The organism is Buchnera aphidicola (Neophyllaphis podocarpi) (genome assembly GCF_964059055.1).
GTDB classification, from domain to species: Bacteria; Pseudomonadota; Gammaproteobacteria; order Enterobacterales; family Enterobacteriaceae; genus Buchnera_M; species Buchnera_M aphidicola_A.
Genome location: NZ_OZ060386.1, coordinates 430,708 through 456,525 on the forward strand (window position 1 = coordinate 430,708; position 25,818 = coordinate 456,525).

Genomic DNA, 25,818 nt, shown 5'->3' on the forward strand with positions numbered 1-25,818 from the left:
ACTGACAAAAGCAGAAAATACATTAGATAATTCTTCAATATATACAATACATTCATTTTGCAAGAAAATATTAGAAATAGATATATTTCAACATGAATATATAACTACTAATAATAGAATTATTTATAATGAAGAAGAGATATATGAAACTGCAACAACAGACTTCTGGAGAGAAAATTTTTATAATTTATCTACTTCATTAACTAATATTATACATACAGAAATCAAAAATCCTAAAAAGCTATTAAATAATATAAAACCTTATTTAAATAATACTTATGTAGATATAAAATATCCTAATTATACAAAATATCAAATAAAATATATAAATAAAAAAATATTATCTAATATAAATATTTTTAAAAAATATTGGATAGACAACGAACTAATTTTAATAAAAAATATAATATCAAAAATAAAAAATAAATTTTATAAAAAAACTATTATAAACTATTCAAAAAAAATCTCTAATTGGGTAAAAAATGATGTTTTATATTATAAAATACCTAAAGAATTAGAATATTTCTCAATAAAAGAAATAAGTAAAAAAAATAAAATTATTAATAGTGAAGAATTATTTTTTTTAAAAAATATAGAAAATTTTCTAAAAAAACCTATATTTCTAATAGATATTATATATGCTAAATCTATCAAAGAAATAAGGAAAAAAATAAAAGAAATTAAAAAACAAATTTCATTAATAGAATTTAGTGACATAGTAAGATTATCAAAATATATATTAAAAAATAAAAATAAATCAAAAAATATCTTAAAATATATAAGAAAAATATATCCAATAGCTATAGTTGATGAATTTCAAGATACAGATAATGAACAAAATATAATTTTAAAAGAAATATATATTAATAGTAAAAATGTTATATTAATATTAGTAGGAGATCCAAAACAATCTATATATAATTTTAGAGGAAGTAATATATTTAATTATTTCAATATAAAATCAAAAATCAAAAACCATTATTATTTAAATAATAATTGGAGATCATCAAAAAGCATGATAAGTAGTATAAACTATTTATTTTCAAGAATAAAAAAACCTTTTTTTATAAAAGAATTAGAGTTTATTCCAGTAAAATATACTAAAAATAGTAATAAAATAAAAATAGAAGTAAATAATAAAGAATATTCTGCTTTAAAAATTTGGATGTATAAAAATTGCAAAACAAATATAAAAGAATATACTGAATGGTCATCAAAAATATGTGCTAAAGAAATAAATTATTTATTACAAAAAAGTATTGAAGGTAAGGCTATATTAAAAAAAGGAAAAGTAACAAAAAAAATAAAAGAAAAAGATATAGTTATATTAGTTAGTAACAAAAACGAAGCTTTAAAAATACAACAAGCTATGAATAAATACAATATAAATACATTATATTTATCAGAAAAAAATAGCGTATTTTCAACATTAGAAGCAAAAGAAATATTATGGATATTACAAGCTTTAGCTAATCCCCCTTCAAAAAAATTTATAAATCAAGTATTACTTTCTAGTATTTTTCAAAATAAAATAAAATCTTTAGACAAATATGATAATAATAAAAAATATAATTATCAGAATTTAGCTAAAAAGCTTTATAAATATAAAATTATATGGAATACACTAGGAATATTAGAACTAATAAAAAATTTAATAGAGTACATGTTAAAAAATAATTTAAATAAACATTTTATATCAAAACAAAAAATAAATAATTTTTTACATTTAGGAGAATTAATTCAAAAAAAATCTGAAAAAATTAAAAATAAAACTTATTTAATATATTGGATTCAAAGAAAAATAACAAATACAAAAAAAATAAAAGAAGAAGAAATTATAAAAAACAATGATTTAAATTCTGTAGTTATTAATACCATACATAAATCTAAAGGAATGCAATATCCTATAGTATGGTTTCCTTTTGCTATTAATTTTCTAAAAGTTCAAAATGGAACTTATTATAATCCAAAAACTAAAAAAAATACTTTAAATTTCAAAGTTACAAAAAAAAATATCAATAAACATATAAATGAAATGATGTCAGAAAAATTAAGATTAATATATGTAGCATTAACAAGATCAATATGGCACTGTAGTTTGAGTATATCACAAGAATTAATCAATGATAAAAATATAAAATATTATAAAAAGTACAATATAAAATATTCTAGCCCTATAGGTTATTTGCTAAAAAATAATAAAGATTTAACAATTAATGAAACAATTAATAAATTAATAAGAAAAAAAAATAGCAATATAGAAATATTAACAAATAATTTATATAAAAAAGAAAAAATTACAGAAATTAAATCAGATATGATAGATTTTAAAAAAACAAATACTGATATAAATTTAATAAAAAAAGAAAAATGGAGTATTTTAAGCTATTCAAATATAAAAAAAAATAATAAATTAGAGTTTAATAATAAAAAATTAAATAAAAATATAAAAAATAAAAATAATTTAACAATTAAAAACTTTCCTCAAGGATTAAATACTGGTTTATTAATGCATGAAATTCTAAAAAAAATAAACTTTAAACAAAAAATAAAAATAAAACTAATACATCAAATATTAAAAAAATACAATTTTAATTATAAATGGTTAAATATAGTTTTACAATGGACTAAATATATTTTAAATAAAAAATTAAATATTAAAAATTTATATCTATGTAAAATTAAAGAAGAAAATTTAATAAAAGAATTAAACTTTTATTTGCTTATAAAAAATAGAATAACTGAAATAAAGTTTAATGAAGTAATTAAAAAATTTGATAATATATCAAATGCTTCTAAAAATATAAAATTTACTGATACAAAAGGAATTTTTTACGGAAAAATTGATCTAATATTTAAGTGGAGTAAAAAATATTATATTCTTGATTACAAATCAAACTGGATAGGAGAAAACAATCAAAATTATAAATTTGATTATTTAATTAAAGAGATAAAAAAATATAGATATGATATACAATATCACATATATAGTTTAGCTCTACATAGATATTTAAAAAGTAAAATAAAAAAATATGATTTCAAAAAATATTTTGGAGGTATATTTTACTTCTTTATAAGAGCAGCTAAAAGTAAAAATATAAAAGAAGGGATATTCTATAAAATACCTGAAGAAAATTTAATTAAAAGTTTAGATAAATTATTTGATTAATGAAAAACACAAAGATAATAAAATTATTAAAACAAGCAGCTAAAAAATCAATAATTAATTATATTGATATATATTTTGCCGAATCTATATGTAATATAGAAAATAAAAAAATATTCATATCTATAGTATGTTTAAGTCATAATTTTCAAAAAGGAAATAGTTGTTTACCTATTAGTAAAATAAATCCAAAATTATTTAATAATAATAATTTAATAAAAAAAATATTTGATATTATAGGAAATAATATAAATTGGAATTTAAAACTGAAAAGCAGCAAAATAATTGGTGATAAAAAAAATTTTCTTAATAAACCAATTATTTTAAATAATAAAAAACTATATCTAAATAAAATTTGGAAAGAAGAAGTACAAATTTTTGAATTTATAAAAAAAAATATTAATATAAATACAAAAATAAATAATAAAAAATATAATAAAATTATATATAAATTATCTAATAATGAAAATTATGATTTAACACAAAAAAAAGCTATTAGCATGGCCTTAAAACGTAAAATAACATTTATTATAGGAGGGCCTGGAACAGGAAAAACAACTACTATATTTACAATATTAAAATATTTTATAAAACTATCAAAACCAAATACAAAAATAAAACTATTAGCTCCAACAGGTAAAGCAACTTTTAGATTAAAAGAATCTATAAAAAATTCTATTAAACTAGATAAATTATTAAATAAACAAATAATAAATTATAAAATAGAAACTATACATAAATTTTTAGAAAAAAATAAAAAAAATGAAAAAGAAAATATAATAAACAAAAAAAAAGAATTTTTAAATATCATAGATTTAATTATTATAGATGAATCTTCTATGGTTGATTCATATATAATGAGTAAATTACTAAACATAATAAATAGGGATACTAAAATAATATTTGTTGGAGATCCTAATCAATTATACCCTGTCAAACATGGATCATTTTTAAAAGATGTATCTTATTTTTACAATATAACAAAAAAACAAAATAATAATTTTATAAGAAACAATATATGTAAATTAAAAGAAAATTATAGATTTTCATCTAAATCTGATATTCACAATTTAGCAGTAGCAATATATAAAAAAGAAATACATAAAATATATAAAATAATAAATAAAAAAAATAGTAAAATTATTTTTTTTGATGTTAAATCAGATTATGAATATAATAATATGATCATAAAAATAGTAAATAACTATAAATTATACTGGTTATCTGTAAAAAATGAATTAAATCCAAAAAAAATTATTAAAATATTTAATCAAAACAAAGTATTATGTATGATGAGAATAGGAAAACTAGGAATAAAAAAAATAAATAAAAAAATAGAAAAACAAATGATGAATGAAAATATTATTCAATATGACAAAATTAATGATTGGTATATAGGAAAACCTATAATGATAATCAAAAATAACAATGAACTAAAATTGTCAAATGGAGATATTGGAATAACAATTAAAGATAAAAACAAAGAAATGAGCGTATGTTTTATTAAAAATAATAATATTAAAAAAGTAAAAACATATTTAATTAATGAATATGAAACAGCATGGGCTATAACTGTACATAAATCACAAGGTTCTGAATTTGAAAATATATCACTAATTATTCCGGAAAAATTTTCTAATTTTTTAACAAAAGAATTAATTTTCACAGCAGTAACAAGAGCAAAAAAAACTGTATCGATTTATTCAAGAAAAAAAATATTAAATAAAATTATAAACAATGAAGGAAGAAGAGATAGTGGAATGGTGGAAAAATTTTTATATTTAAATAAAAGAAAATAAAAAAATTTTTTGTTGAAAAAAATTATTTGTGGTTGCGGGGGTTGGATTTGAACCAACGACCTTCGGGTTATGAGCCCGACGAGCTACCAAACTGCTCCACCCCGCGATCAAATTTTAATTTATATTGTATACTATACATAAATATACTTATATAATATGTGTATATTATATATAATATAAATTAAAAAATCAAGTATATATTTTATAAGTTATATTATATAATTTCAAATTATATAATATAACTTATAAAATATATATGAAAATAATTCAAAGTGATTTCATTGCGTTAAATGCAAAAATAGCAATTTTGACTACTCATGTAAATAACTTTATTAATGAAAATTTGTTAAGAAATAGTATAGATACTTTAATTAGAATAGGAAAAATAAAAAAAGATAACATAACAATCATAAAAGTTCCAGGATCTCAAGAATTACCTTTGATTACAAATATCATTGTAAAATCAAAAAAATATGATGCAATCATAGTACTAGGAAGTATTATTAAAGGTAAAACAATGCATTTTGAATTGTTAGCAACCTCAGTTACAAATGAAATATCTAATATTAGTATTCAAAATAATATACCAATTACTTTAGGTCTTATTACAGCAGAAAATGTTATACAAGCTATAGATAGATCAGGAACAAAATATGGAAACAAAGGACATGATGCAGCTTTAGCATGTTTAGAATTAATAAACATAATTAATAAAATCAATAAATTATAAAATTTAAACCAAGATTTATTTAACAAAAATTTTTACATAAAATGTTTGCATGAAAACTAAATTAAAAAATTTCATAAAATAAATTATGCTATACAATGAATTTAAAATAATTAAACAATTTTTTAATAAAAAACAAAAAAAAACTAAAAATTTAATTAAAGGCATTGGTGATGACAGTGCATTAATCAATATTCCATCAAAGTATAACCTAGCAATTAGTACAGATACATTAGTAGAAGGAGTACATTTTTTAAAAAATATAAAACCACAAGACTTAGGATATAAAGTATTAGCTGTAAATCTAAGTGATATGGCGGCAATGGGAGCAGTTCCTAAATGGATAACTATAGCTATTACAATACCTAAAATAAATTCATATTGGTTAAAAAATTTTACTAAAGGTCTTTTTTTATTATTAAATAAATACAATATGAAATTAATAGGAGGAGATACCACTAAAGGAAATTTAAGTATTAACATAAGCATTTATGGAATGGTTCCTAAAAATAATGCTTTATTGAGAAATGGGGCTAATAAAGGAGATTTAATATACGTAACAGGCACATTAGGTGATAGCGCAGCAGGATTATTTTTACTAAAACAAAATAATAAAAAAAAATATAAAAAAAATAAAGAATTAATTAAACGTCATTTAAACCCGATACCTAGAATTGAACATGGTTTAGCTTTAAGAAATATTGCAAGTTCTGCAATTGATATATCTGATGGTTTAATAAAAGACCTATCTCATATTTTGAAATCTAGTAAATGTGGAGCAAATGTATATTTAGAATCATTACCTATATCAAAAATGTTACGTAATAATTTTAAAGAAAAAAAGTGGTTAAATTGGGCTTTAAGCGCAGGAGAAGATTATGAAATATGTTTTACTGTACCTAAAAAAAATAAAACAAAATTAGATATAGCTCTTTATAATTTAAAAGTACCCTATACCTGTATAGGAAAAATTAACAAATCATGTAAAATTAAATTATTTTATCAAAAAAAAGAAATTTATATAAAATACAAAGGATTTGATCACTTTCAAAAAAAATAACAAATAATTATACTATTTTATAAAGAATTAAATAAAGAGAATTAAATATGAACGATATAATTTACATGAAAAAAGCTCTAATGTTAGCAAAAAAAGGGCAGTTTAGTGCTGCACCAAACCCTAATGTCGGATGTGTTATTGTTAAAAATGGAAAAATAATAGGAGAAGGTTGGCATATTAGACAAGGAGAACCTCATGCAGAAATAAATGCTTTAAAAAAACTAACAGAAAATGCGTATGGAGCAACAGTTTACATAAACCTAGAACCTTGTTCACATTTTGGATATACTCCTCCTTGTTGTAAATCATTAGTTTTAGCAGGAATTAAAAGAATAGTAATAGCTATGATAGATCCTAATCCTCTGGTATCAGGAAAAGGAATTAAATACATGAAAAAACATGGAATATCAATTTCTTGCGGTTTGATGAAAAAAGAAGCAGAATCAATAAATAAAGGATTTAATAAAAGAATGAAAACAGGATTACCATGGATTCAATTAAAAATGGCTTCATCGATAGATGGAAAAATATCAATGTCAGATGGAAATAGTAAATGGATTTCTTCTGTAGAATCTAGAAAAGATGTACAATATTTTAGAGCAAAAAATCAAGTGATATTAAGCACAAGTAAAACTATTATAAAAGATAATCCATCTTTAAATGTAAGATATTCTGATATGAATCAAAAAACACAATCTTATTTTCTTAATGCAAAAATTAAACAACCTATTAGATTAATAATAGATAGCAATAATCATATTAAACCTTTCCATAATGTAATTCAAACACAAGGAAAAATATTATTAGCAAGGTTAAAACCTGATAAAGAAAAATGGCCAAAAAACACGAAACAAATAATAATAGACAAAGATAACAATAATAAAATAGATTTATTATCTTTAATTTATAAATTAGGGAGTAAAAAAATTAATAATGTATGGGTAGAAGCAGGATCTCAACTAGCTGGATCGTTAATTAATATTAAATTAGTAGATGAGTTAATAATCTATCTATCACCAAAAATACTAGGAGAAAAATCTAAAGATATATTTACATTAAAAAAAACATTAAAAATATCTGAAACTATAGACTTTAGATTTAAAAAAATAAAAAGAATAGGAAAAGATTTAAGAATAATATTAAAGCCAAAATTAAAATCAAAATCATATAATAAAGAAACATATTATGAAAAAAAGTTATCGTAGACAAGCAAGAGAATTTGCTTTACAAGCAATTTATTCATGGCAAATATCTAAAAACAATATTAAAAATATAGAAATAGAATTTATAATAGAAAAAAAAATAAAAAATGCTGATATTGTTTATTTTCGCTGTTTAATATTCGGAGTGACATCAAAATATTATAAAATAGACAAAATTATGCAAGATTATTTATCTCGAAAATTAAAAGAAATAGATCAAATAGAAAAAGCAGTTTTAAGAATTGCTTTTTATGAATTATTATATAGAATAGATATTCCATATAAAGTTTTAATTAATGAAGCAATAGAATTAACTAAAAAATTTGGAGCTAATGCCAGTCATAAATTTATAAATGGAGTATTAGATAAAGCAGCTTATAAAATAAGGATTAAAAAAGAAGATAAACTATAAAATCATTACACATATATAAAAAATTATAAAATATTATTAGTAAATAATATTTTATATTAAGATAACCATATACTAATTTGTTTTAAAATTCCATTTTTATCTAATTTGTAATCTTTTTTAATTTCATCCTGTGTTCCATGAGGAATGAATTCATCAGGTAATCCAATATTTAAGACTGAAATATTGATACGACTATACATTAAAAACTCATTTACACTGCTTCCAGCGCCTCCTGAAATCATACCTTCTTCTATAGTAACAAAATATTTATGATTTTTAGATAATTTTAAAATCATCAAAGTATCAAGTGGTTTTACAAATCTCATGTCTATTACAGTAGCATTTAAATTTTGAGCAACTAATAAAACTGTAGATAATAAAGAGCCAAAATTTAAAATAGCAATATATTTTCCTGTACGTTTTATTAAACTCTTACCTATAGGTATAGAAGACATAGGTTCTAATTTAGCGCCTATTCCATGACCTTTAGGATATCGTACTACAGAAGGACCTCTTTTATAAAAATATCCTGTATATAACATTTGTCTACATTCATTTTCATCACTTGGAGTCATAATTATTATACCAGGAATACATCTTAAATATGATAAGTCAAAAACTCCCTGATGAGTTTGACCATCAGATCCAACAATTCCACCTCGATCTACAGCAAATAATATAGGAATTTTCTGTATAGCAACATCATGAATAACTTGATCATAAGCTCTTTGTAAAAAAGTTGAATAAATTGCTAAAACTGGTTTATATCCGCCTAAGTAGAGACCAGCAGCAAAAGTTACGGCATGTTGTTCAGCAATTGCAACATCAAAACATTGATCAGGAAATAATTTAGAAAAATTATTCATACCAGAACCTTCAATCATAGCAGGACTTATAGCAATTAACTTCCTATCATTTTTAGCTATCTCGCATAACCAATCACCAAAAATACTTGAATAACTAGGAAATTTATCATTTTTGGAATATACTAATTCTTTAGAATTAAGATAATTTTTTGAGACAGAATGCCATTTAATGGGATCTTTTTCTGCAGAACTATGACCTTTGCCTTTTTTTGTTATTATGTGCAAAAATTTAGGACCTTTATATTTTTTTATTTTAGTAAAAACATCTATTAAAACAAAAATATTATGACCATCATAAGGACCAAAACATTTAAAGCCTAAATCTTTAAAAAAATTATAAGAAAATTTTTTATAGGCAAAATTATAATTTTTGTTACTTAAATTAATAAAATTATGTATTTTAAATAAATATTTGTTTATAGCACCTAAATTTTTAGAAATAGACATTTGATTATCATTCAATATAATTGATAATTCTGATTTTATATCTCCTAAATGATTTATTGCTTCAAAAGACATCCCTGAAGTTATAGCTCCATCTCCAATAACGCATAATGTAAATCTATTTTCATTTTTTTTTGCTGCAGCAATAGATAAACCTAGTCCAGCACTAATAGATGTAGAAGAATGACCAACACCAAATACATCATATTTACTTTCTGTTCTAGACGGGAAAGAATGTAAACCATTTTTTTTTCCAATAGTTTTAATTAAATTTATTCTATTAGTTAAAATTTTATGAGGGTATGCTTGGTGACCAATATCCCATATTAAATGATCAAAAGGAGTATTATATACATAATGTAATGCCACTGTTAATTCAATTACCCCTAGCCCAGATGCAAAATGTCCACTAGAACAACTCATAATATCAATTAAATATTCACGAAGCTCATTGCATAATTCAGGTAAATTATTTACTGATAACATTCTTAGTTTATTAACAGAATTAGCAAAATATAAAGTAGGATACTTTAAAATATTCAAACTCATTATAATAGCTCTTTATAAGAAATTATTTATCAAAATTAACCATGTATTTAGTAAAAGATTTTAATAATTCTATTTTTAGATAATTTTTTTTTGCAAGTTTTTTTAAAATAAATATTGCTTTATTATATAAATCTAATACTCTAAATTTAGCTCTATCTAAACCTACCAATGAAACGTAATTGTATTTTTTATTTTTAAACTTTTTATTAACAATTTTATCATATTTAAAATCAGATATATCATCATTTATTTGATATGCTAAACTTATTATAGTAGAATATTTATATAAATCTTTATTGATTTTATGATTTCTAGAAATATTTTTATTTAAACAAACTAATTTAATTGATGTATTAATAAGTAAACATGTTTTGTAAAAAAAAACTTTTTCTAAATAGTCTTTAGTAATAACTACATCTTTACTTTTTAAATCTAAATATTGACCCATACATAAACCTGATATACCTATAGATTTTGACAATTCATATATCATCTTTAAACGTATACTACTTGAAACTTTAAACATGGATTTGCTTGACAGAATACTAAAAGCAAGACTTTGTAAAGCATCTCCGGAAAGAATAGCAGTAAATTCATTAAATTTTGCATGACATGAAGGCTTGCCTCTACGAACCAAACTATTATCCATAGATGGTAAATCATCATGTATCAATGAATAAGAATGAATGACTTCAATAGTAGCAGCTATAACATCTAAATTATTAAGATTTACATTTAGAATATCTCCAATAAAATAGATGAGACAAGGACGAATCCTTTTACCTCCAAGTAAAGTACTATACTTCATAGCATCAAATAATTTAGAATTTTTGAAATCTATGTTATTAAATACACTGATCAAAAAATTATTAATTCTTTTATTATAAAAATTTAAGTAATCTATAAACATATAATATACAATAAAAATTATTATTTATAATTTACAATATAATAACACTATTTTAAATATAAAAAATATATTAAATAAATTTTATATATTAATTATTAAAAGGATAAATATAAATTATATGAAAAAAATAAACAAAATATTAACAGTAACATCTATTCTTAAAAATGAAATTATTTTAGATATACGATCTGAAGAAGAAAGAGAAAAATTTCCATTAAAAATAAAAAAACAAAAAATAAAATACATGTCTTTTTATAATTTACATAAAAATTTTAAAAATTTAGACCAAAAAAAAACATGGTTATTATACTGTAATAGAGGAGTAATGAGTAAAATACAAGCAATATATTTATATGAATTAGGTTTTAAAAATATAAAAATATATAAAATTAATTAAATAAAAATTTAATTAATTTTATATAAAATAAAAAATTTTTATAATCTTACTTATAAAATATAATTATAAAAAAAAACCATATAAAAGAAATTAATAATGTTAATATAAAAATAAATTTTAATCCTAATAAATTAATAATCAAACCTCCTAAAATACCTCCAAAAGCAGAGCCAATAAATTGACTAGTAGAAAAAATTCCCATTGTAAGACCTTTATATTTTTTGCAAGAAAGTTGATTAATTAATGAAGGTAATAAAGATTCTAAAATACTAAAAGAAAAGAAAAATAACTGAATACCAAATATAAAAATTTTTAAATTATTAAAATTAAAAAAAATAAGCTCAGAAATAAAAAATGAAACTATAGAACTAATTATAATTGTTTTAGTATATTTTTTTATATCAATAAAATAAATTAAAATAATAACAATTATAGAAGAAATAATAAGCAAATAAAAATATAATTTCCAATGATATAATAAATTTAATCCTAAAATCTGTAATTTAATTGGAAGAACTAAAAAATTAAAAGTCAGCAAAAAATGCAACAAAAAAACGCTAAAATTTATTATGATTATTTTTGTATCATAAAAAACTATTTTAATAAAATTAGAATTAAAAGTATATAGATCTTTTTTTTTAGTATTAGGAAGTAAATAAGCTACTAAAATAATAGTCACTAGTGATATAATAAATATTAACCAAAATATAAAATTAAATCCAAAATTTAAAAAAATAACTGGGCTTAAAATCATAGCTGATATAAATGATATACCAAAAGTAACACCTACAAAAAACATAACCATAAAATTATGTTTTTTATTTACCAAATCTGACAATAATGTAACAATAATAGAAGAAATAGCACCAGAACCTTGTAAAGATCTACCTATTAATAAACTAAAAATAGAATCAGAAAATGCACAAAAAAAACTACCTATAGAAAATAAACATAAACCTAAAATTATGATTGATTTTCTTCCTACAATATCAGAAATAAACCCTAAAGGAATTTGTAAAATAGATTGAAATAAACTATAAATTCCTAAACATAGACCTATTAAAAATTTTGTAGAATCTTTTAAAGATAAAACATAAACTGAAACAATAGGAAATAAAAAAAAAGTACAAAAAGATCGCAAAAAGATAATCATAAATAATATTAAAATTATTAAAAATCTAAAATTAAAAATATTTTTCATATGAGTAAAAATTCCAAACATAATAAAAAAATATCAATTAAAATTTGAATTATATATAAATATTGTATAATGTATACAAATATATTTATATATAAAATATTTACTAATATGATTCATAAAAATAAAAAAAAATATTTAGATATTTATCTACAATGGAATAAAAAAAAAGCAATTGATATAGCTAAAAAAGAATTAATATCAATGAATAAAAATCATTGGGAAATAATATTTTTATTAAGAAAATTCTATAAAGAATTTAATTTTACACCTAATATTAGAATGTTTATTAATTTCGCAAGAAAAATACTAAAAACAGAAAAAATAAATAGTATATATTTATTTAAATTATTTCCAAAAGGCCCAATACATCAAGGAAGTAAGATTTCTGGTATTCCAAAACCAAGCAGATGTTTGTAAATAAAATTTATGAATTTTATAGTATAAATATACCTATACATTATAGTCTAAGGAAATAATTAAATTAAATATCATTATGATTATTAAAGAAAATAAAAACATATTTTTAGACCAAATCAAAATATTACTATTTAAACAATTATTAAAAAATATATATAACCAAATAAAATTACAAATTAACATAATTATCAAATAATAATACCCTGCAAATTTAAAAAGAAATAATAAAAGTGTTAAAAAAAAGAAAACTAAAATAGATAATAAGATATATTTTTTTGTTACTAAATTACCTTTAATTAGAGGAAGAACAGGTATATTAGCACTATTATAATCATTAGAATATAAAATAGCCAAAGAATAGGAATGAGGTATTTGCCAAAAAACAAAAATTAAAAATAAAATTAAAGATTTAAAATCTAGAGAATTACTGAAAGAACAATAACCTATTAAAGGAGGCATAGCACCTGCTATACTACCAACTAGTATAGCAAAAATGGAATTTTGTTTCATATATAAACTATATATAATAACATAAATAAAAAAACCAAATACAGATAAAAATAAACTTAATAAATTAACAAAAAAATAAAGTAATATACAACCTAAAAAAAACAAAGTTAATGCAAAAAAAACAAAAGTAGATAAGTAATTTTGATTATTTACCAAAAATCTATCTTTAGTTCTATTCATTTTTTGGTCTATATCAATATCTATTATATTATTAAATATACAACTAGATGAAATTATACAAAAAGTACTCATTAAAGTAAAAATAAGTAAGTGTATATTTAAGTTTCCCTTAGAAGCAAATAAAAAAACACTAATAACTGATATTAAATTGCCAAAAACTATTCTTGGTTTTAAAACTGTAAAATATTTATTAAACATTATTTATGGATTCTCAATTAATATATAATTCTATAGAAAAATTAATTATTACTATTTAAATGATACATAATCCATATAGATCCAAAAATAATAATAAAAATTATTAATATCACAAAGAACAAAGAAATATGATATATAAAATCTTTTTTTAAAATATGAATACTAATAAAATATTTAAAATGTAATAAAATTTGTAAAACAGCACATAAAATTATTAATGAGATAACTATTTTTTTTGGATAAAAATGATACTCAAATAATAAAAAAGGAACTGAAGTTAAAAATACAGAACTAATAAAACCTATTAAATAATATCTAATAATTTTAAAAATATAATTGATATCTAAATTATTATTCATAACAAAGTTCCGATAAGATAAATGATACTAAATACACATATCCATATAATATCAATAAAGTGCCAAAATATACTTAAACAAAATATTTTATTTATAATATTTTTAGAAATTTTTTTAATATACAATAATTCAAATATAATAGAAATTATCCATATAATACCTATTATCACATGTAATCCATGAATTCCTATAATAGTAAAATATATAGAAAATAAACTATTAAACTGAGGACCATAATGATGAATAATTAAATTATGAAATTCATAACCTTCTATTAAGACAAATAATAAACCTGCAAATAAAGTTAAAAATAAACTAATTATAATATAATAATATTTGTATAACTTAAGAAATACAACTGCAAAAGAATACATAATAGAACTAAATAAAAGCAAAAAAGTTTCAAATATTACCAGAGGAATATTAAAAATACTTTTTAATAAAAATAAATCCTTGCTAGTATTAATAATAACTGCATAAGTTGCAAAAAGGACTGCAAAAACTATACAATCACTCATAAGATAAATCCATAAACCTAAAAATGATTTATTCTCAGATATTGAATGATTTGCAAAATTATATTTTAATTTAGATTTAATAAAAAAACTTAAATTAGAAATTTTTAATAACATAATTTAAGACCTATTTTTATATGAATTAATATTCAGTTTACTATCTAATTTCTTCATTTCTAAGGCTGTAATTATATAACTTATATTATTATCTAAACTTTTAAATACTATAAAAACTAAAATAATAAATAAAGAAAATAAAAACAACCATAATATATGCCAAACAGCTGAAAAACCTAATAAAGTAGAAAAAATTCCAATAAAAAAACCAGAAACAGTATTTTTTGGCATTTTTATATCAGAAAAAAATGTTTTATTTAATTTATCTTTATTTAATTTATCTTTATTTAATTTATTAAACCAAAAATTATCTCTTGATAAAACTTTAGGTATAACAGAAAAATTATAAAAAGGAGGAGGTGATGATATAGACCATTCCAAAGTTCTACCATTCCAAGGATCACCACTAATATCTAAATTTAATTTACGATTTTTAAAAGAAACTACAAACTGAATAATCTGAGAAATTATTCCTAAACCTATTAGAAATACACCAAAAAATGCAATAGTTAACATATCGTGAAATTTATGATCAATATTTTGACTAATACGTCTAGTCATACCAAGTAATCCTAAATAGTATAAAGGCATAAAAGCAAATAAAAAACCAAAAATCCAAAGATAAAATGATCTTTTTCCCCATTTTTCATCTAAAATAAAACCAAAAACTTTAGGAAACCAATAATTTATTCCAGCAAAACATCCAAATACAACTCCGCCAATTATTACATTATGAAAATGAGCCACAAGAAATAAACTATTATGTAGTAAAAAATCTGCAACTGGTAATGATAACAAGACACCAGTCATACCACCAATAGAAAATGTAATTAGAAAACCAATAGTCCAAAGCATAGAAGAATGCATATGTATACGTCCTTCATACATAGTAAATAACCAATTAAAAATTTTAACACCTGTAGGAATAGCTATTATCATTGTAGCAATACCAAAAAAAGCATTAACATCAGCTCCGGCACCCATAGTAAAAAAATGATGTAGCCAAACTACAAAGGATAGAATAGTTATTGAAAAAGTAGCATATACTAATGATTTATAACCAAATATAGCTTTTCTAGAAAATGTAGATACTATTTCAGAAAAAATACCAAATGCAGGTAATACTAATATATAAACTTCTGGATGACCCCATATCCAAATTAAGTTTACATACATCATAGCATTACCTCCAAAATCATTTGTAAAAAAATGAAAATTAAAATATCTATCTAATGTAAGTAATAATAGAGTTGTACTTAATACTGGAAATGATGCAACAATTAAAATGTTAGAACAAAATGATGTCCAAACAAATATTGGCATTCTCATTAAATACATACCAGGAGATCTCATTTTTATTATAGTTACCAAAAAATTTATTCCTGTTAATATAGTTCCTGCTCCAGAGATTTGCAAACTCCATATCCAGTAATCTACACCAACACCAGGATTATATTCAATACCAGATAATGGAGGATAAGCTAACCAACCTGTTTGTGCAAACTCACCCACTCCTAAAGAAATATTGATTAATAATGCTCCGCTTATTGTTAACCATAAACTTAAGTTATTTATAAAAGGGAAAGCTACATCTCTAGCTCCAATTTGTAAAGGTAATACAAAATTCATTAATCCAATAATTAAAGGCATAGCAACAAAAAAAATCATGATTACCCCATGAGCAGTAAATATTTGATCATAATGATGTTGAGGTAAAAAACCATGACTAAAAACAGAAGAAGATAAGAACTGTTGAGTACGCATCATAATAGCATCAACAAATCCTCTAATTAACATCACAAAAGATAGTATAATGTACATTATACCAATTCTTTTATGATCTACTGACGTAACCCAATCATTCCATATAATTTTCCATTTACGAGAATACGTAATAATAGAAAAAATAATTATCATAAAAGAAATAATAATAAAATATGTAAATACTATAATGGGTTCATGGTAAGGAATATCATTTAATGATAATTTTCCCAACATACTTTCTCCTTTAAAAAACTAGAATTGCATAAAAAAATGTTTTTATTTAATAAATGTTGAAAATTATTTGTTGAATTTATTAACTATTTTATTAAATAATCCAGGTACAACATTAGAAAAATATTTTATGGAGTAATCTTCATTAGGCATAGAAATATTTTTAAAAAATAAATAATCATTTAAATAGTTATTTTTATGTTGAATATTTTTAATCCATGATAAAAATTTATCATTATCATTTGTTATTTTAACAGCAAAATTCATATTTGAAAAACCTCTACCACTATAATTTGCAGAAAAACCATTAAACTTTCCAGGTTTATTTGCAATTAAATGCAAGCAAGTTTTCATTCCAGGCATAGAATATATTTGACTACCGAGAGAAGGAATGAAAAAAGAATTCATAACAGAATTAGATGTTATATTAAACTTTATTTCATTATTTACAGGAAAAACTAATTCATTTATTGTAGCAATTTTATATTTAGGATATATAAATAACCATCTCCAATCTAATGAAACAACTTCAATTTCTATAGGAGGTTTAGTATTATAAAATAATTCTTTCCTAGGATCTAGTTTATGAGATGAAAACCAAGATAAACTAGATAAAAACAATACAATTAAAATAGGAATTATCCAAATAATAATTTCTATTTTTGAAGAAAAGGACCAATTAGGATTATATTTAGCATATATATTTGACTCTCTATATTTAAAAACAAAAAAAAATGTCATAAATATAACTGGTATTACAACTAATAACATGGTTATAAGAGATATTAAAATTAAGTTATTTTCTTCTAAAGCAACATATCCGCTAGAACTTGATGATTTAAAATTATAACCACTAAATATAAAATTAATTACTGCTAAAATTAAGTATTTAAATTTATTATTAAATTTCATTTTAAAAATCACAGTTAAACAAGTTAATTAATATAATATAAAAATATTGACAAATTTGATATAAAAATAATATTTCAACAAAAATAAAATTAGCAAATAAATTAAACTTAGCATAAAATTTAAAATATAATAAGATTTAAGATTAATATTTTATATAAATTGAGAAAAAAATAAAATGATAGTAAAGATTATAGAAGCAAAATTGAAAAAAAAATTTAATCCATGCAAAATTTTGTTATATAATGAAAATAAAAAACATAGAAAAAATTCAAAAAAAATACACATAAAAATAATAATTATAAGCAATTATTTTTTAGAAAAGTCTATTATAGATAGACATAATGAAGTACATTTAACAATTTTTCAAGAAATAAAAAACCATATTAATTCATTAGATATGTATACATATACATACAATGAATGGAAAACAAAACAAAATATATTAACAATAAAAAAAACATGTTTAAAAAAATAATTTTTAATAAAAAATGAATAAATTATGAATAAAATAGAAAAAATTTTTTTAATAAAAATAAAAAAAAACGAAATAAAAAAAGAAAAAAATAAAATTATAAAAAATAAAAATTCATTTTCAGTAAACGGTTTCAGAAGAGGAAAAATACCTGAAAAAATAATAAAATCAAAATATAAAGATTACATAGAAAAATCAGCAATTAAAGAAATTTTAAAAAATAAAATAGCAAAAATTTTATATAAAAAAAATATTAATATAGATACAGAGGTTAGTATATCCGAATTACATAATAATACATCTGATGAATTAACATATAAAATTTATGTAAATACTTATCCAAATATAAATTTAAGTAAAATATTAGATTCAATTGAAATAGAAAAAAATGTTTTAAAAATTACAGATGAGGATATTCAATATACAATAAATTCACTTAGATATTTAAATGCTAAATGGAAAACAAAAGAAAAAACCATACAAAAATCAGATAAAATCAAAATAGAATTAAAATGTTACTACAAAAATAAAATACTAAAAAAATTTAGTATTAAAAATTTAGAATTTATAGTAGGAAATAATAATCTTATAAAAGAAATAGATAAAATAGTAATTAATAAAAAATTACATGAAGAATTTAAAATTAATAATGAATTTATAAATGAAAAATATAATAATAAATTTAATAAAAAAAATTTAAAGATATTTATTAAAATAAACAAAATAAAAGAAATGATATTACCTAAAGTTAATAAAAAATTTATTCAAAAAATTGGAATAAAAAAACCATCAATAAAAAATTTTCATGAAGAAATAAAACAAATAATACAAAATGAAACAAAAAAAATTGTACAAAAACAGATAAAATTTAGAATTATTCAAAAAATAATAAAATTAAATCCAATAAATTTTCCAGATACAATAATAAAAAAAGAAATAAGCAAAATAAAACATTTAAATATAAAAAATGAAAAACAAAGTATACTGACTAGGTTTGTTACAGATAAAGAATATTATGAAACTGCTATATACAACATATACTATAAATTAATTCTAAAAGAAATAAAAGAGCTATATAAAAAAGAAAATAAAAATTATAAAAGCAAAATATTAAACAAAAAAAATAAAATATTAAATAATAATAAATTTAAAATAGAAGAAAAAACAACCAATACAAAATTAATAGAAGAATTAATAATAGAAAATCATGCAATTAAAAATTTGCTAAAAAAAATTAAATTTAGAAAAAAAATATGTTCTTTTAAAGAATTAATAAAACAATAAATAATTTAAAAAATTAAAAGGAGTATAAAAATGTTAATCAGAAACAATTCTTTTAATTCAGCTCTAATTCCAATTGTTATAGAAAAAAATAATCAAGGAGAGCGTTCTTATGATATATATTCTCGTTTATTAAAGGAACGTATAATATTTATCACTGGAATAATTGAAGACAAATTATCTGAATTAGTAATCGCTCAACTGCTATTCTTAGAATCTGAAAATCCAAAAAAAGATATAAGTTTATATATAAACTCACCAGGAGGTGTAATTACTGCAGGTCTTTCTATTTACGATACCATGAAATTTATAAAACCAGATATTAGCACTATATGTATAGGACAAGCATGTTCTATGGGAGCACTTATTTTGTCATCAGGAACAAAAAATAAAAGATTCTGTTTACCTAATTCTAGAATTATGATCCATCAACCAATAGGTGGTTATAAAGGTCAAGCAAGTGATATAGAAATTCATGCAAATGAGATTATTAAAGTTAAGAAACAAATTAATCAAATTATATCAAATAATAGCGGTAAATCACTAAAAAAAATAAAAAAAGATACAGAAAGAGATTACTTCATGTCACCAGAAGAAGCATTAAAATATGGTTTAATAGATTCAATACTATTGAATAGAATATAATTCTAATTAAATTAAAATATAAAGTTTGAGGTAATAATGAAAAATAAAGGATTAGGAGAAAAAGAAAAAAAAACATATTGTTCTTTTTGCGGAAAATCTCAAAAAGAAATCCAAAAATTAATAGCTGGACCATCAGTTTTTATATGTAATGAGTGTGTATATTTGTGTAATGAAATTATAAATAAACAAATAAACAAAAAAGAAAAAATAAAAGAAAAATATTTATTAAAACCTCATGAAATTAAAAAAAATTTAGATGATTATGTCATTGGACAAGAAAATACAAAAAAAATATTATCTGTTGCTGTGTATAATCATTATAAAAAGTTAAATTATATAAAAGATAAAAAAGAAAAAATTAAATTAGGTAAAAGCAATGTTTTATTGATTGGATCTCCCGGAAGTGGTAAAACATTATTAGCAGAAACTCTAGCTAACATATTAAACATACCTTTTACAATATCAGATGCGACAACTTTAACAGAAGCAGGATATGTAGGTGAAGATGTAGAAAATATTATTCAAAGATTATTGCAAAAATGTAATTATGATATAGAAAAAGCAGAAAGAGGAATAATTTATATAGATGAAATTGATAAAATATCTAGAAAATCTGACAATACTTCAATTACTAGAGATGTATCTGGAGAAGGAGTACAGCAAGCTTTATTAAAAATAATTGAAGGAACAGTTGCTTTAATTCCTCCAAAAGGAGGAAGAAAACATCCAAACCAAGAATTTTTAAGAGTTGATACATCTAATATTTTATTTATATGTGGTGGTGCATTTACAGGATTAGATCAAATTATATCTCAAAGAACAGAAAGTTTAAATAGTATAGGTTTTAGAGCAAAATCAATAGAAAAGAATAAAAAAATTATAAATAATAATTTATTTAAAAAAATAACACCAAAAGATCTAATTAAATTTGGTTTAATTCCAGAATTTGTAGGAAGATTACCTATAATAACAGTATTAAATGATTTAAATGAAAAATCTTTAATAGAAATTCTATGTAAACCTAAAAATTCATTAGTAAAACAATATAAAAAATTATTTGAAATTGATGGAATTGAACTAAATTTCAACGAAGAATCAATTAAAGAAATAGCTAAACAAGCAATTTCTAAAAAAATAGGTGCTCGTGGTTTAAGAACTATTATGGAAGAAATCTTATTAGATACAATGTATGATTTACCTTCAATAAAAAATAAAAAAACAATATTAATTAACAAAGATGTAATTAAAGGTCATGAAAAACCTTTTATAAAATAAAAATTTAATAAATTTTTAAAACAAATTATTAATTTGAATAAATATTCTATTTTTTTATTAAATGCTTAACTTTGAATATCAAAAATCTATCCTAATATACTCAGATTTTTTGTGGGCCTAACAACTGCACATATAATAATATTTTTGTAGTTTCAGTACTTAGCATAAATTAACTAAGAGAGAGCTCTATGAATACTGAGTGTTCAAAATATATCGAAATTCCTGTGTTACCATTACGTGACGTTGTAGTATATCCATATATGGTAATTCCTTTATTTGTAGGAAGAAAAAAGTCTATAAAGTGTATTGAAGCATCAATGAAACAAAAAAAACAAATTATATTAATAGCACAGAAAGATGCATCTCAAGAAGAACCAGATATTAATGATTTATTTAACGTAGGTTCTATAGCTTCTATTTTACAAATGCTAAAATTACCAGACGGTACTGTTAAAGTATTAGTAGAAGGTTTGCAACGTGCTCGTATTGTAAAATTAAAAGACAAAAAAGAATATTTTTTAGCAAAAGTAGAATATATAATTTCATCTATTTCAAATGAAAAAGAAAATAAAATACTAATAAAAACATCTATTAACCAATTTGAAAAGTACATAAGAAGTAACAAAAAAGTATCTCTAGAAATTTTAAATACAATCAAGAATATAAATGATATTGATAAAATAGCAGATATAATAGCTTCAAATATGCCGTTGAAAATAAAAGAAAAACAAACTATCTTAGAAATGTTAAATACAAATGAAAGATTAGAATACTTAATGGCTATTATGGAATCTGAGATAGATCTATTACAAATAGAAAAAAAAATACGTGATAGAGTAAAAAAGCAAATGGAAAAAAGCCAAAGAGAATACTATTTAAATGAACAAGTTAAAGCGATACAAAAAGAACTAGGAGATATGGATGATACACCTGATGAATATCAGGTATTAAATAGAAAAATTAAAGAAGCTAGAATGCCTAAAGAAGCAAAGAAAAAAACAATATCTGAATTACAAAAATTAAAAATGATGTCTTCTATGTCTGCAGAAGCAACTGTAGTACGTAGTTATATAGACTGGATGATACAAGTTCCATGGAATAAAAGAAGCAATATAAAAAAAGATCTAACTAAAGCAAAAGAACTATTAGACAAAGATCATTTTGGATTAGAAAAAGTTAAAGACAGAATATTAGAATATTTAGCAGTACAAAATAGAATCAAAAAAGTTAAAGGTCCTATTTTATGTTTAGTAGGACCTCCTGGAGTTGGAAAAACTTCACTTGGTAAATCTATAGCCAAAGCTACTGGAAGAAAATATATTAGAATGGCTTTAGGAGGAGTAAGAGATGAAGCAGAAATTAGAGGTCATAGACGTACATATATTGGATCTATGCCAGGAAAGTTAATCCAAAAAATGGCTAAAATAGGAGTAAAGAATCCTCTATTTTTATTAGATGAAATAGATAAAATGTCATGTGATATGAGAGTAGATCCTACTGCTGCATTATTAGAAGTTTTAGATCCTGAACAAAATATATCATTCAATGATAACTATTTAGAAGTTGATTATGATCTTTCAGATGTAATGTTTGTAGCAACATCTAATTCAACAAATATTCCAGTAGCTTTACTTGATAGAATGGAAATAATTCGTATATCTGGATATACAGAAGACGAAAAACTAAATATAGCTCAAAAACATTTAATTAAAAAACAAAAAGAAAGAAATGCTTTAAAAAAAAATGAAATAGATATTCAAGATAGCGCTGTTATTAATATAATTCGTTATTACACAAGAGAATCAGGCGTCAGAAATTTAGAAAAGGAAATAGCAAAATTATGTAGAAAAACTGTTAAAAATTTATTATTAAATAATATGATAAAAAATACCATAATAAATAAAAAAAATTTAAAAGATTTTCTGGGAATAGAAAGATTTGATTTTGGAAGAAAAAGTAAAAAAAATCAAATAGGACAAGTAGTTGGTCTTGCATGGACAGAAGTAGGAGGAGATTTATTAACAATAGAAACAGCATCAGTAAAAGGTAAAGGAAAATTAATTTATACAGGATCACTAGGCGAAGTCATGCAAGAATCAATACAAGCAGCTTTAACAGTAGTAAGACATAGATCAAATAAACTAAAAATTAAAGATAACTTTTATGAAAAATATGATATACATGTACATGTTCCAGAAGGTGCTACACCTAAAGATGGTCCAAGTGCAGGTATAGCTATGTGTACTGCTATAGTATCTTCATTAACAGAAAACGCGGTTAAAGCTGAAATAGCTATGACAGGAGAAATAACATTGAGAGGACAAGTTTTACCTATAGGAGGATTAAAAGAAAAATTATTAGCTGCTCATAGAGGAGGAATTAAAATAGTCTTAATACCTAATGAAAACAAAAAAGATCTAGAAGAAATACCAAAAAACATAATAAAAAACTTGCATATACACCCAGTAAAATATATTGAAGAAGTATTAGAACTTGCCCTTGAGCGCTCACCTTATAAATTAAAAAAATAGTTAAATTTTAAATAAATTAAAAAAAATGGTAAAACTTTTTATAAAAGTTTTACCAAAAATTTTGCAACACAAAATAATTTATAAATAAATTAAAATAATTTATGCTTAATAAAAATTTATAAGGATTTAAATAATGCAAATAATAAATTCCTCTTCGAATAAAAAAGTAAAATTAATCTTATACTTTATAATATTAATTATTGTTGTTAGTGGATTAAGTAATTTTGTTATTTCAAATAATGAACCTTACATTGCAATAGTAAATGGAGAAAAAATATTAAAAAAACAATTTGATTATATCTATAATATAGAAATACAAAAACAAAAAAATTTTTTTGGTAAAGATTTTGATAAAATAAAAAATAATTTTTATTATATAAAACAAATAAAACAGCAAATATTAAATAAATTAGTAAATGAATTAATTTTAATACAATATGCAAATAAATTTAAAATTAATGTTTCAGATAGCAAAATCAAACAAATAATTCTTTCAGAACCTATGTTTCAAAAAAAAGGAAAATTTGATTCAAAAAAACAATTATTAATTTTAGAAGAAGCTGGTATAAGTCTAAAAGACTATATAAAAGAAATAAGAAAAAAAATTATCACTGAAAATTTTATAAATATGATAGAAAAAACTGAATTTACTTTTGATAATAATGTAGAAAACTATATAAAATATATAACAGAAGAAAGAACAGTAGAAAAATTAATATTAAATAAAAAAAATTACAACAAAAAAATAAAAATTACAGACAAAAATATTAAATTATTTTATAAAAAACATAATAATATTTTTAATATTCCAGAAAGAATTAAAATTCAGTATAAAAAAATAAATATGTATGAAATAAATAAATATTATACTTTAACAAAAAATACATTTGATAAAATCATAGATAAAAATATAAAATTTGATATAAATATAGATAAAATAACTAAAAAAAAGATAAATAATAAAATATCAAAATTTAATATAACACCTTGGTTTAATAAAAATTATTTAATTGATAGAATTAAATTTATAAAATCTGAAAAAATAAAAAATTATATATTCGAAATTTTAATAAAAGAAAAAAGTAAAAACTATAAAATAATACCAATCAATAATAATCAAGTATTAATTTTAAAAATCTATGATTATAAACCAAAACATAAAAAAAATATTGAAGAAAATAAAAAGGATATAATCTCACATTTAAAAAATTTATTAATAGAAAAAAATACAATAATTCAAGCATATAAAATAATTAATCAATTAAAAGAAAATAAAAATCAATTATTAAATAAATTTAAGTTAAAGTTTAATAAACAAGAAACATTTAAAAGAAATAGTGAAAACTATATTAATAAAATTGTATTTTCTATGAATAATTTTAATAACAAAAAAAATAAATATAAGGTAATAAAAGATTTAAAAGGAAATATTACTATATTAAAATTAAAATATAAAAAATTTCACAAAATTAAAAAAGAACAAAAAGAGATAATAGCTCAAAATATCATTAAAAATGACATTGAATCAATATTTTATGCTCTTATAAATTCATTAAAAAACCAATCAAAAATTGAATTTATTAATAATAATTAATAGTATATATTTAATTTATAAAATGTTTAATATATAAAAATTAAATATAAGATTATTTAAATAATTATATGTTATATAAATTTA

22 protein-coding genes and 1 tRNA gene are annotated in these 25,818 nt (G+C 20.5%); 14 read left to right on the forward strand and 9 right to left on the reverse strand.

Annotated features, from left to right (window positions below; translation table 11 throughout):
* The first annotated feature begins 1 nt into the window (after position 1).
* Both recB and recD read left to right on the forward strand, forming a co-directional pair.
* Positions 2 to 3,169, forward strand: a complete 3,168-nt coding sequence (gene recB, locus AB4W60_RS02040; RefSeq protein WP_367676331.1) for an exodeoxyribonuclease V subunit beta — start codon at positions 2 to 4, stop codon at positions 3,167 to 3,169.
* Complete coding sequence (gene recD / locus AB4W60_RS02045; protein ID WP_367676078.1) at positions 3,169 to 4,965, forward strand: exodeoxyribonuclease V subunit alpha; 1,797 nt, start codon at positions 3,169 to 3,171, stop codon at positions 4,963 to 4,965. Before recB ends, recD begins: the two co-directional genes overlap by 1 nt.
* A gap of 29 nt (positions 4,966 to 4,994) precedes the next feature.
* On the opposite strand, the gene AB4W60_RS02050 is transcribed toward recD, so the two are convergent.
* Positions 4,995 to 5,071: transfer RNA gene (locus tag AB4W60_RS02050), tRNA-Met, on the reverse strand.
* 150 nt (positions 5,072 to 5,221) lie between these two features.
* On the opposite strand from AB4W60_RS02050, the gene ribH reads away from it, so the two are divergent.
* From ribH to nusB, 4 genes are all read left to right on the forward strand, one after another.
* The gene (ribH, locus tag AB4W60_RS02055; RefSeq protein ID WP_343188527.1) at positions 5,222 to 5,695 is read left to right on the forward strand and encodes a 6,7-dimethyl-8-ribityllumazine synthase; all 474 of its coding nucleotides are present in this window, start codon (positions 5,222 to 5,224) and stop codon (positions 5,693 to 5,695) included.
* Between the two features lie 85 nt (positions 5,696 to 5,780).
* Positions 5,781 to 6,752: a thiamine-phosphate kinase gene (thiL, locus tag AB4W60_RS02060; protein WP_367676079.1), complete on the forward strand. Its 972-nt coding sequence runs from the start codon at positions 5,781 to 5,783 to the stop codon at positions 6,750 to 6,752.
* A gap of 47 nt (positions 6,753 to 6,799) precedes the next feature.
* Positions 6,800 to 7,957 (forward strand): bifunctional diaminohydroxyphosphoribosylaminopyrimidine deaminase/5-amino-6-(5-phosphoribosylamino)uracil reductase RibD, encoded by a 1,158-nt coding sequence (gene ribD / locus AB4W60_RS02065; protein ID WP_367676080.1) that lies wholly within the window; start codon positions 6,800 to 6,802, stop codon positions 7,955 to 7,957.
* Positions 7,938 to 8,366 (forward strand): transcription antitermination factor NusB, encoded by a 429-nt coding sequence (nusB, locus tag AB4W60_RS02070; protein WP_343188530.1) that lies wholly within the window; start codon positions 7,938 to 7,940, stop codon positions 8,364 to 8,366. Before ribD ends, nusB begins: the two co-directional genes overlap by 20 nt.
* Positions 8,367 to 8,422: 56 nt before the next feature.
* On the opposite strand, the gene dxs is transcribed toward nusB, so the two are convergent.
* Positions 8,423 to 10,225 (reverse strand): 1-deoxy-D-xylulose-5-phosphate synthase, encoded by a 1,803-nt coding sequence (gene dxs / locus AB4W60_RS02075; RefSeq protein ID WP_367676081.1) that lies wholly within the window; start codon positions 10,223 to 10,225, stop codon positions 8,423 to 8,425.
* A 22-nt stretch (positions 10,226 to 10,247) separates the two neighbouring features.
* Complete coding sequence (locus tag AB4W60_RS02080) at positions 10,248 to 11,135, reverse strand: polyprenyl synthetase family protein (protein ID WP_367676082.1); 888 nt, start codon at positions 11,133 to 11,135, stop codon at positions 10,248 to 10,250.
* Between the two features lie 103 nt (positions 11,136 to 11,238).
* Here AB4W60_RS02080 and thiI point away from each other — a divergent pair, with 103 nt between their 5' ends.
* The gene (gene thiI / locus AB4W60_RS02085; RefSeq protein WP_343188887.1) at positions 11,239 to 11,532 is read left to right on the forward strand and encodes a thiazole biosynthesis protein; all 294 of its coding nucleotides are present in this window, start codon (positions 11,239 to 11,241) and stop codon (positions 11,530 to 11,532) included.
* Positions 11,533 to 11,578: 46 nt separating this feature from the next.
* Here thiI and AB4W60_RS02090 read toward each other — a convergent pair whose 3' ends face one another.
* Positions 11,579 to 12,733: an MFS transporter gene (locus AB4W60_RS02090; protein WP_367676083.1), complete on the reverse strand. Its 1,155-nt coding sequence runs from the start codon at positions 12,731 to 12,733 to the stop codon at positions 11,579 to 11,581.
* Positions 12,734 to 12,841: 108 nt separating this feature from the next.
* Here AB4W60_RS02090 and AB4W60_RS02095 point away from each other — a divergent pair, with 108 nt between their 5' ends.
* A complete protein-coding gene (locus AB4W60_RS02095; RefSeq protein ID WP_343188534.1) occupies positions 12,842 to 13,150 on the forward strand; it encodes a TusE/DsrC/DsvC family sulfur relay protein in 309 nt (102 codons plus the stop codon).
* A 33-nt stretch (positions 13,151 to 13,183) separates the two neighbouring features.
* Here the strand turns inward: AB4W60_RS02095 and cyoE are convergent, their stop codons facing one another.
* The 5 genes from cyoE to cyoA all read right to left on the reverse strand — a co-directional run bounded on the left by cyoE (position 13,184) and on the right by cyoA (position 17,936).
* Positions 13,184 to 14,038, reverse strand: a complete 855-nt coding sequence (cyoE, locus tag AB4W60_RS02100) for a heme o synthase (RefSeq protein WP_367676084.1) — start codon at positions 14,036 to 14,038, stop codon at positions 13,184 to 13,186.
* Between the two features lie 41 nt (positions 14,039 to 14,079).
* Positions 14,080 to 14,397: a cytochrome o ubiquinol oxidase subunit IV gene (locus AB4W60_RS02105; protein WP_343188536.1), complete on the reverse strand. Its 318-nt coding sequence runs from the start codon at positions 14,395 to 14,397 to the stop codon at positions 14,080 to 14,082.
* Positions 14,394 to 15,029 carry a cytochrome o ubiquinol oxidase subunit III gene (locus AB4W60_RS02110; RefSeq protein ID WP_367676085.1) on the reverse strand — a complete coding sequence of 212 codons (636 nt, stop codon included), beginning with the start codon at positions 15,027 to 15,029 and terminating at the stop codon, positions 14,394 to 14,396. The genes AB4W60_RS02105 and AB4W60_RS02110 overlap by 4 nt, the downstream gene beginning before the upstream one ends.
* A 3-nt stretch (positions 15,030 to 15,032) precedes the next feature.
* Positions 15,033 to 17,027 carry a cytochrome o ubiquinol oxidase subunit I gene (gene cyoB, locus AB4W60_RS02115; RefSeq protein ID WP_367676086.1) on the reverse strand — a complete coding sequence of 665 codons (1,995 nt, stop codon included), beginning with the start codon at positions 17,025 to 17,027 and terminating at the stop codon, positions 15,033 to 15,035.
* A 63-nt stretch (positions 17,028 to 17,090) separates the two neighbouring features.
* The gene (gene cyoA, locus AB4W60_RS02120; protein ID WP_367676087.1) at positions 17,091 to 17,936 is read right to left on the reverse strand and encodes a ubiquinol oxidase subunit II; all 846 of its coding nucleotides are present in this window, start codon (positions 17,934 to 17,936) and stop codon (positions 17,091 to 17,093) included.
* Between the two features lie 175 nt (positions 17,937 to 18,111).
* On the opposite strand from cyoA, the gene AB4W60_RS02125 reads away from it, so the two are divergent.
* The 6 genes from AB4W60_RS02125 to AB4W60_RS02150 all read left to right on the forward strand — a co-directional run bounded on the left by AB4W60_RS02125 (position 18,112) and on the right by AB4W60_RS02150 (position 25,734).
* Positions 18,112 to 18,411, forward strand: a complete 300-nt coding sequence (locus AB4W60_RS02125; RefSeq protein WP_367676088.1) for a BolA/IbaG family iron-sulfur metabolism protein — start codon at positions 18,112 to 18,114, stop codon at positions 18,409 to 18,411.
* Positions 18,412 to 18,435: 24 nt separating this feature from the next.
* A complete protein-coding gene (locus AB4W60_RS02130) occupies positions 18,436 to 19,692 on the forward strand; it encodes a trigger factor (RefSeq protein WP_367676089.1) in 1,257 nt (418 codons plus the stop codon).
* Positions 19,693 to 19,722: 30 nt separating this feature from the next.
* Positions 19,723 to 20,334: an ATP-dependent Clp endopeptidase proteolytic subunit ClpP gene (clpP, locus tag AB4W60_RS02135; RefSeq protein ID WP_367676090.1), complete on the forward strand. Its 612-nt coding sequence runs from the start codon at positions 19,723 to 19,725 to the stop codon at positions 20,332 to 20,334.
* 36 nt (positions 20,335 to 20,370) lie between these two features.
* Positions 20,371 to 21,609: an ATP-dependent Clp protease ATP-binding subunit ClpX gene (gene clpX, locus AB4W60_RS02140; protein WP_367676091.1), complete on the forward strand. Its 1,239-nt coding sequence runs from the start codon at positions 20,371 to 20,373 to the stop codon at positions 21,607 to 21,609.
* A 188-nt stretch (positions 21,610 to 21,797) separates the two neighbouring features.
* Positions 21,798 to 24,140, forward strand: coding sequence for an endopeptidase La (gene lon, locus AB4W60_RS02145; protein WP_367676092.1), 2,343 nt, complete (start codon positions 21,798 to 21,800; stop codon positions 24,138 to 24,140).
* A 133-nt stretch (positions 24,141 to 24,273) separates the two neighbouring features.
* Complete coding sequence (locus AB4W60_RS02150; RefSeq protein WP_367676093.1) at positions 24,274 to 25,734, forward strand: SurA N-terminal domain-containing protein; 1,461 nt, start codon at positions 24,274 to 24,276, stop codon at positions 25,732 to 25,734.
* The last annotated feature ends 84 nt before the right edge of the window (positions 25,735 to 25,818 follow it).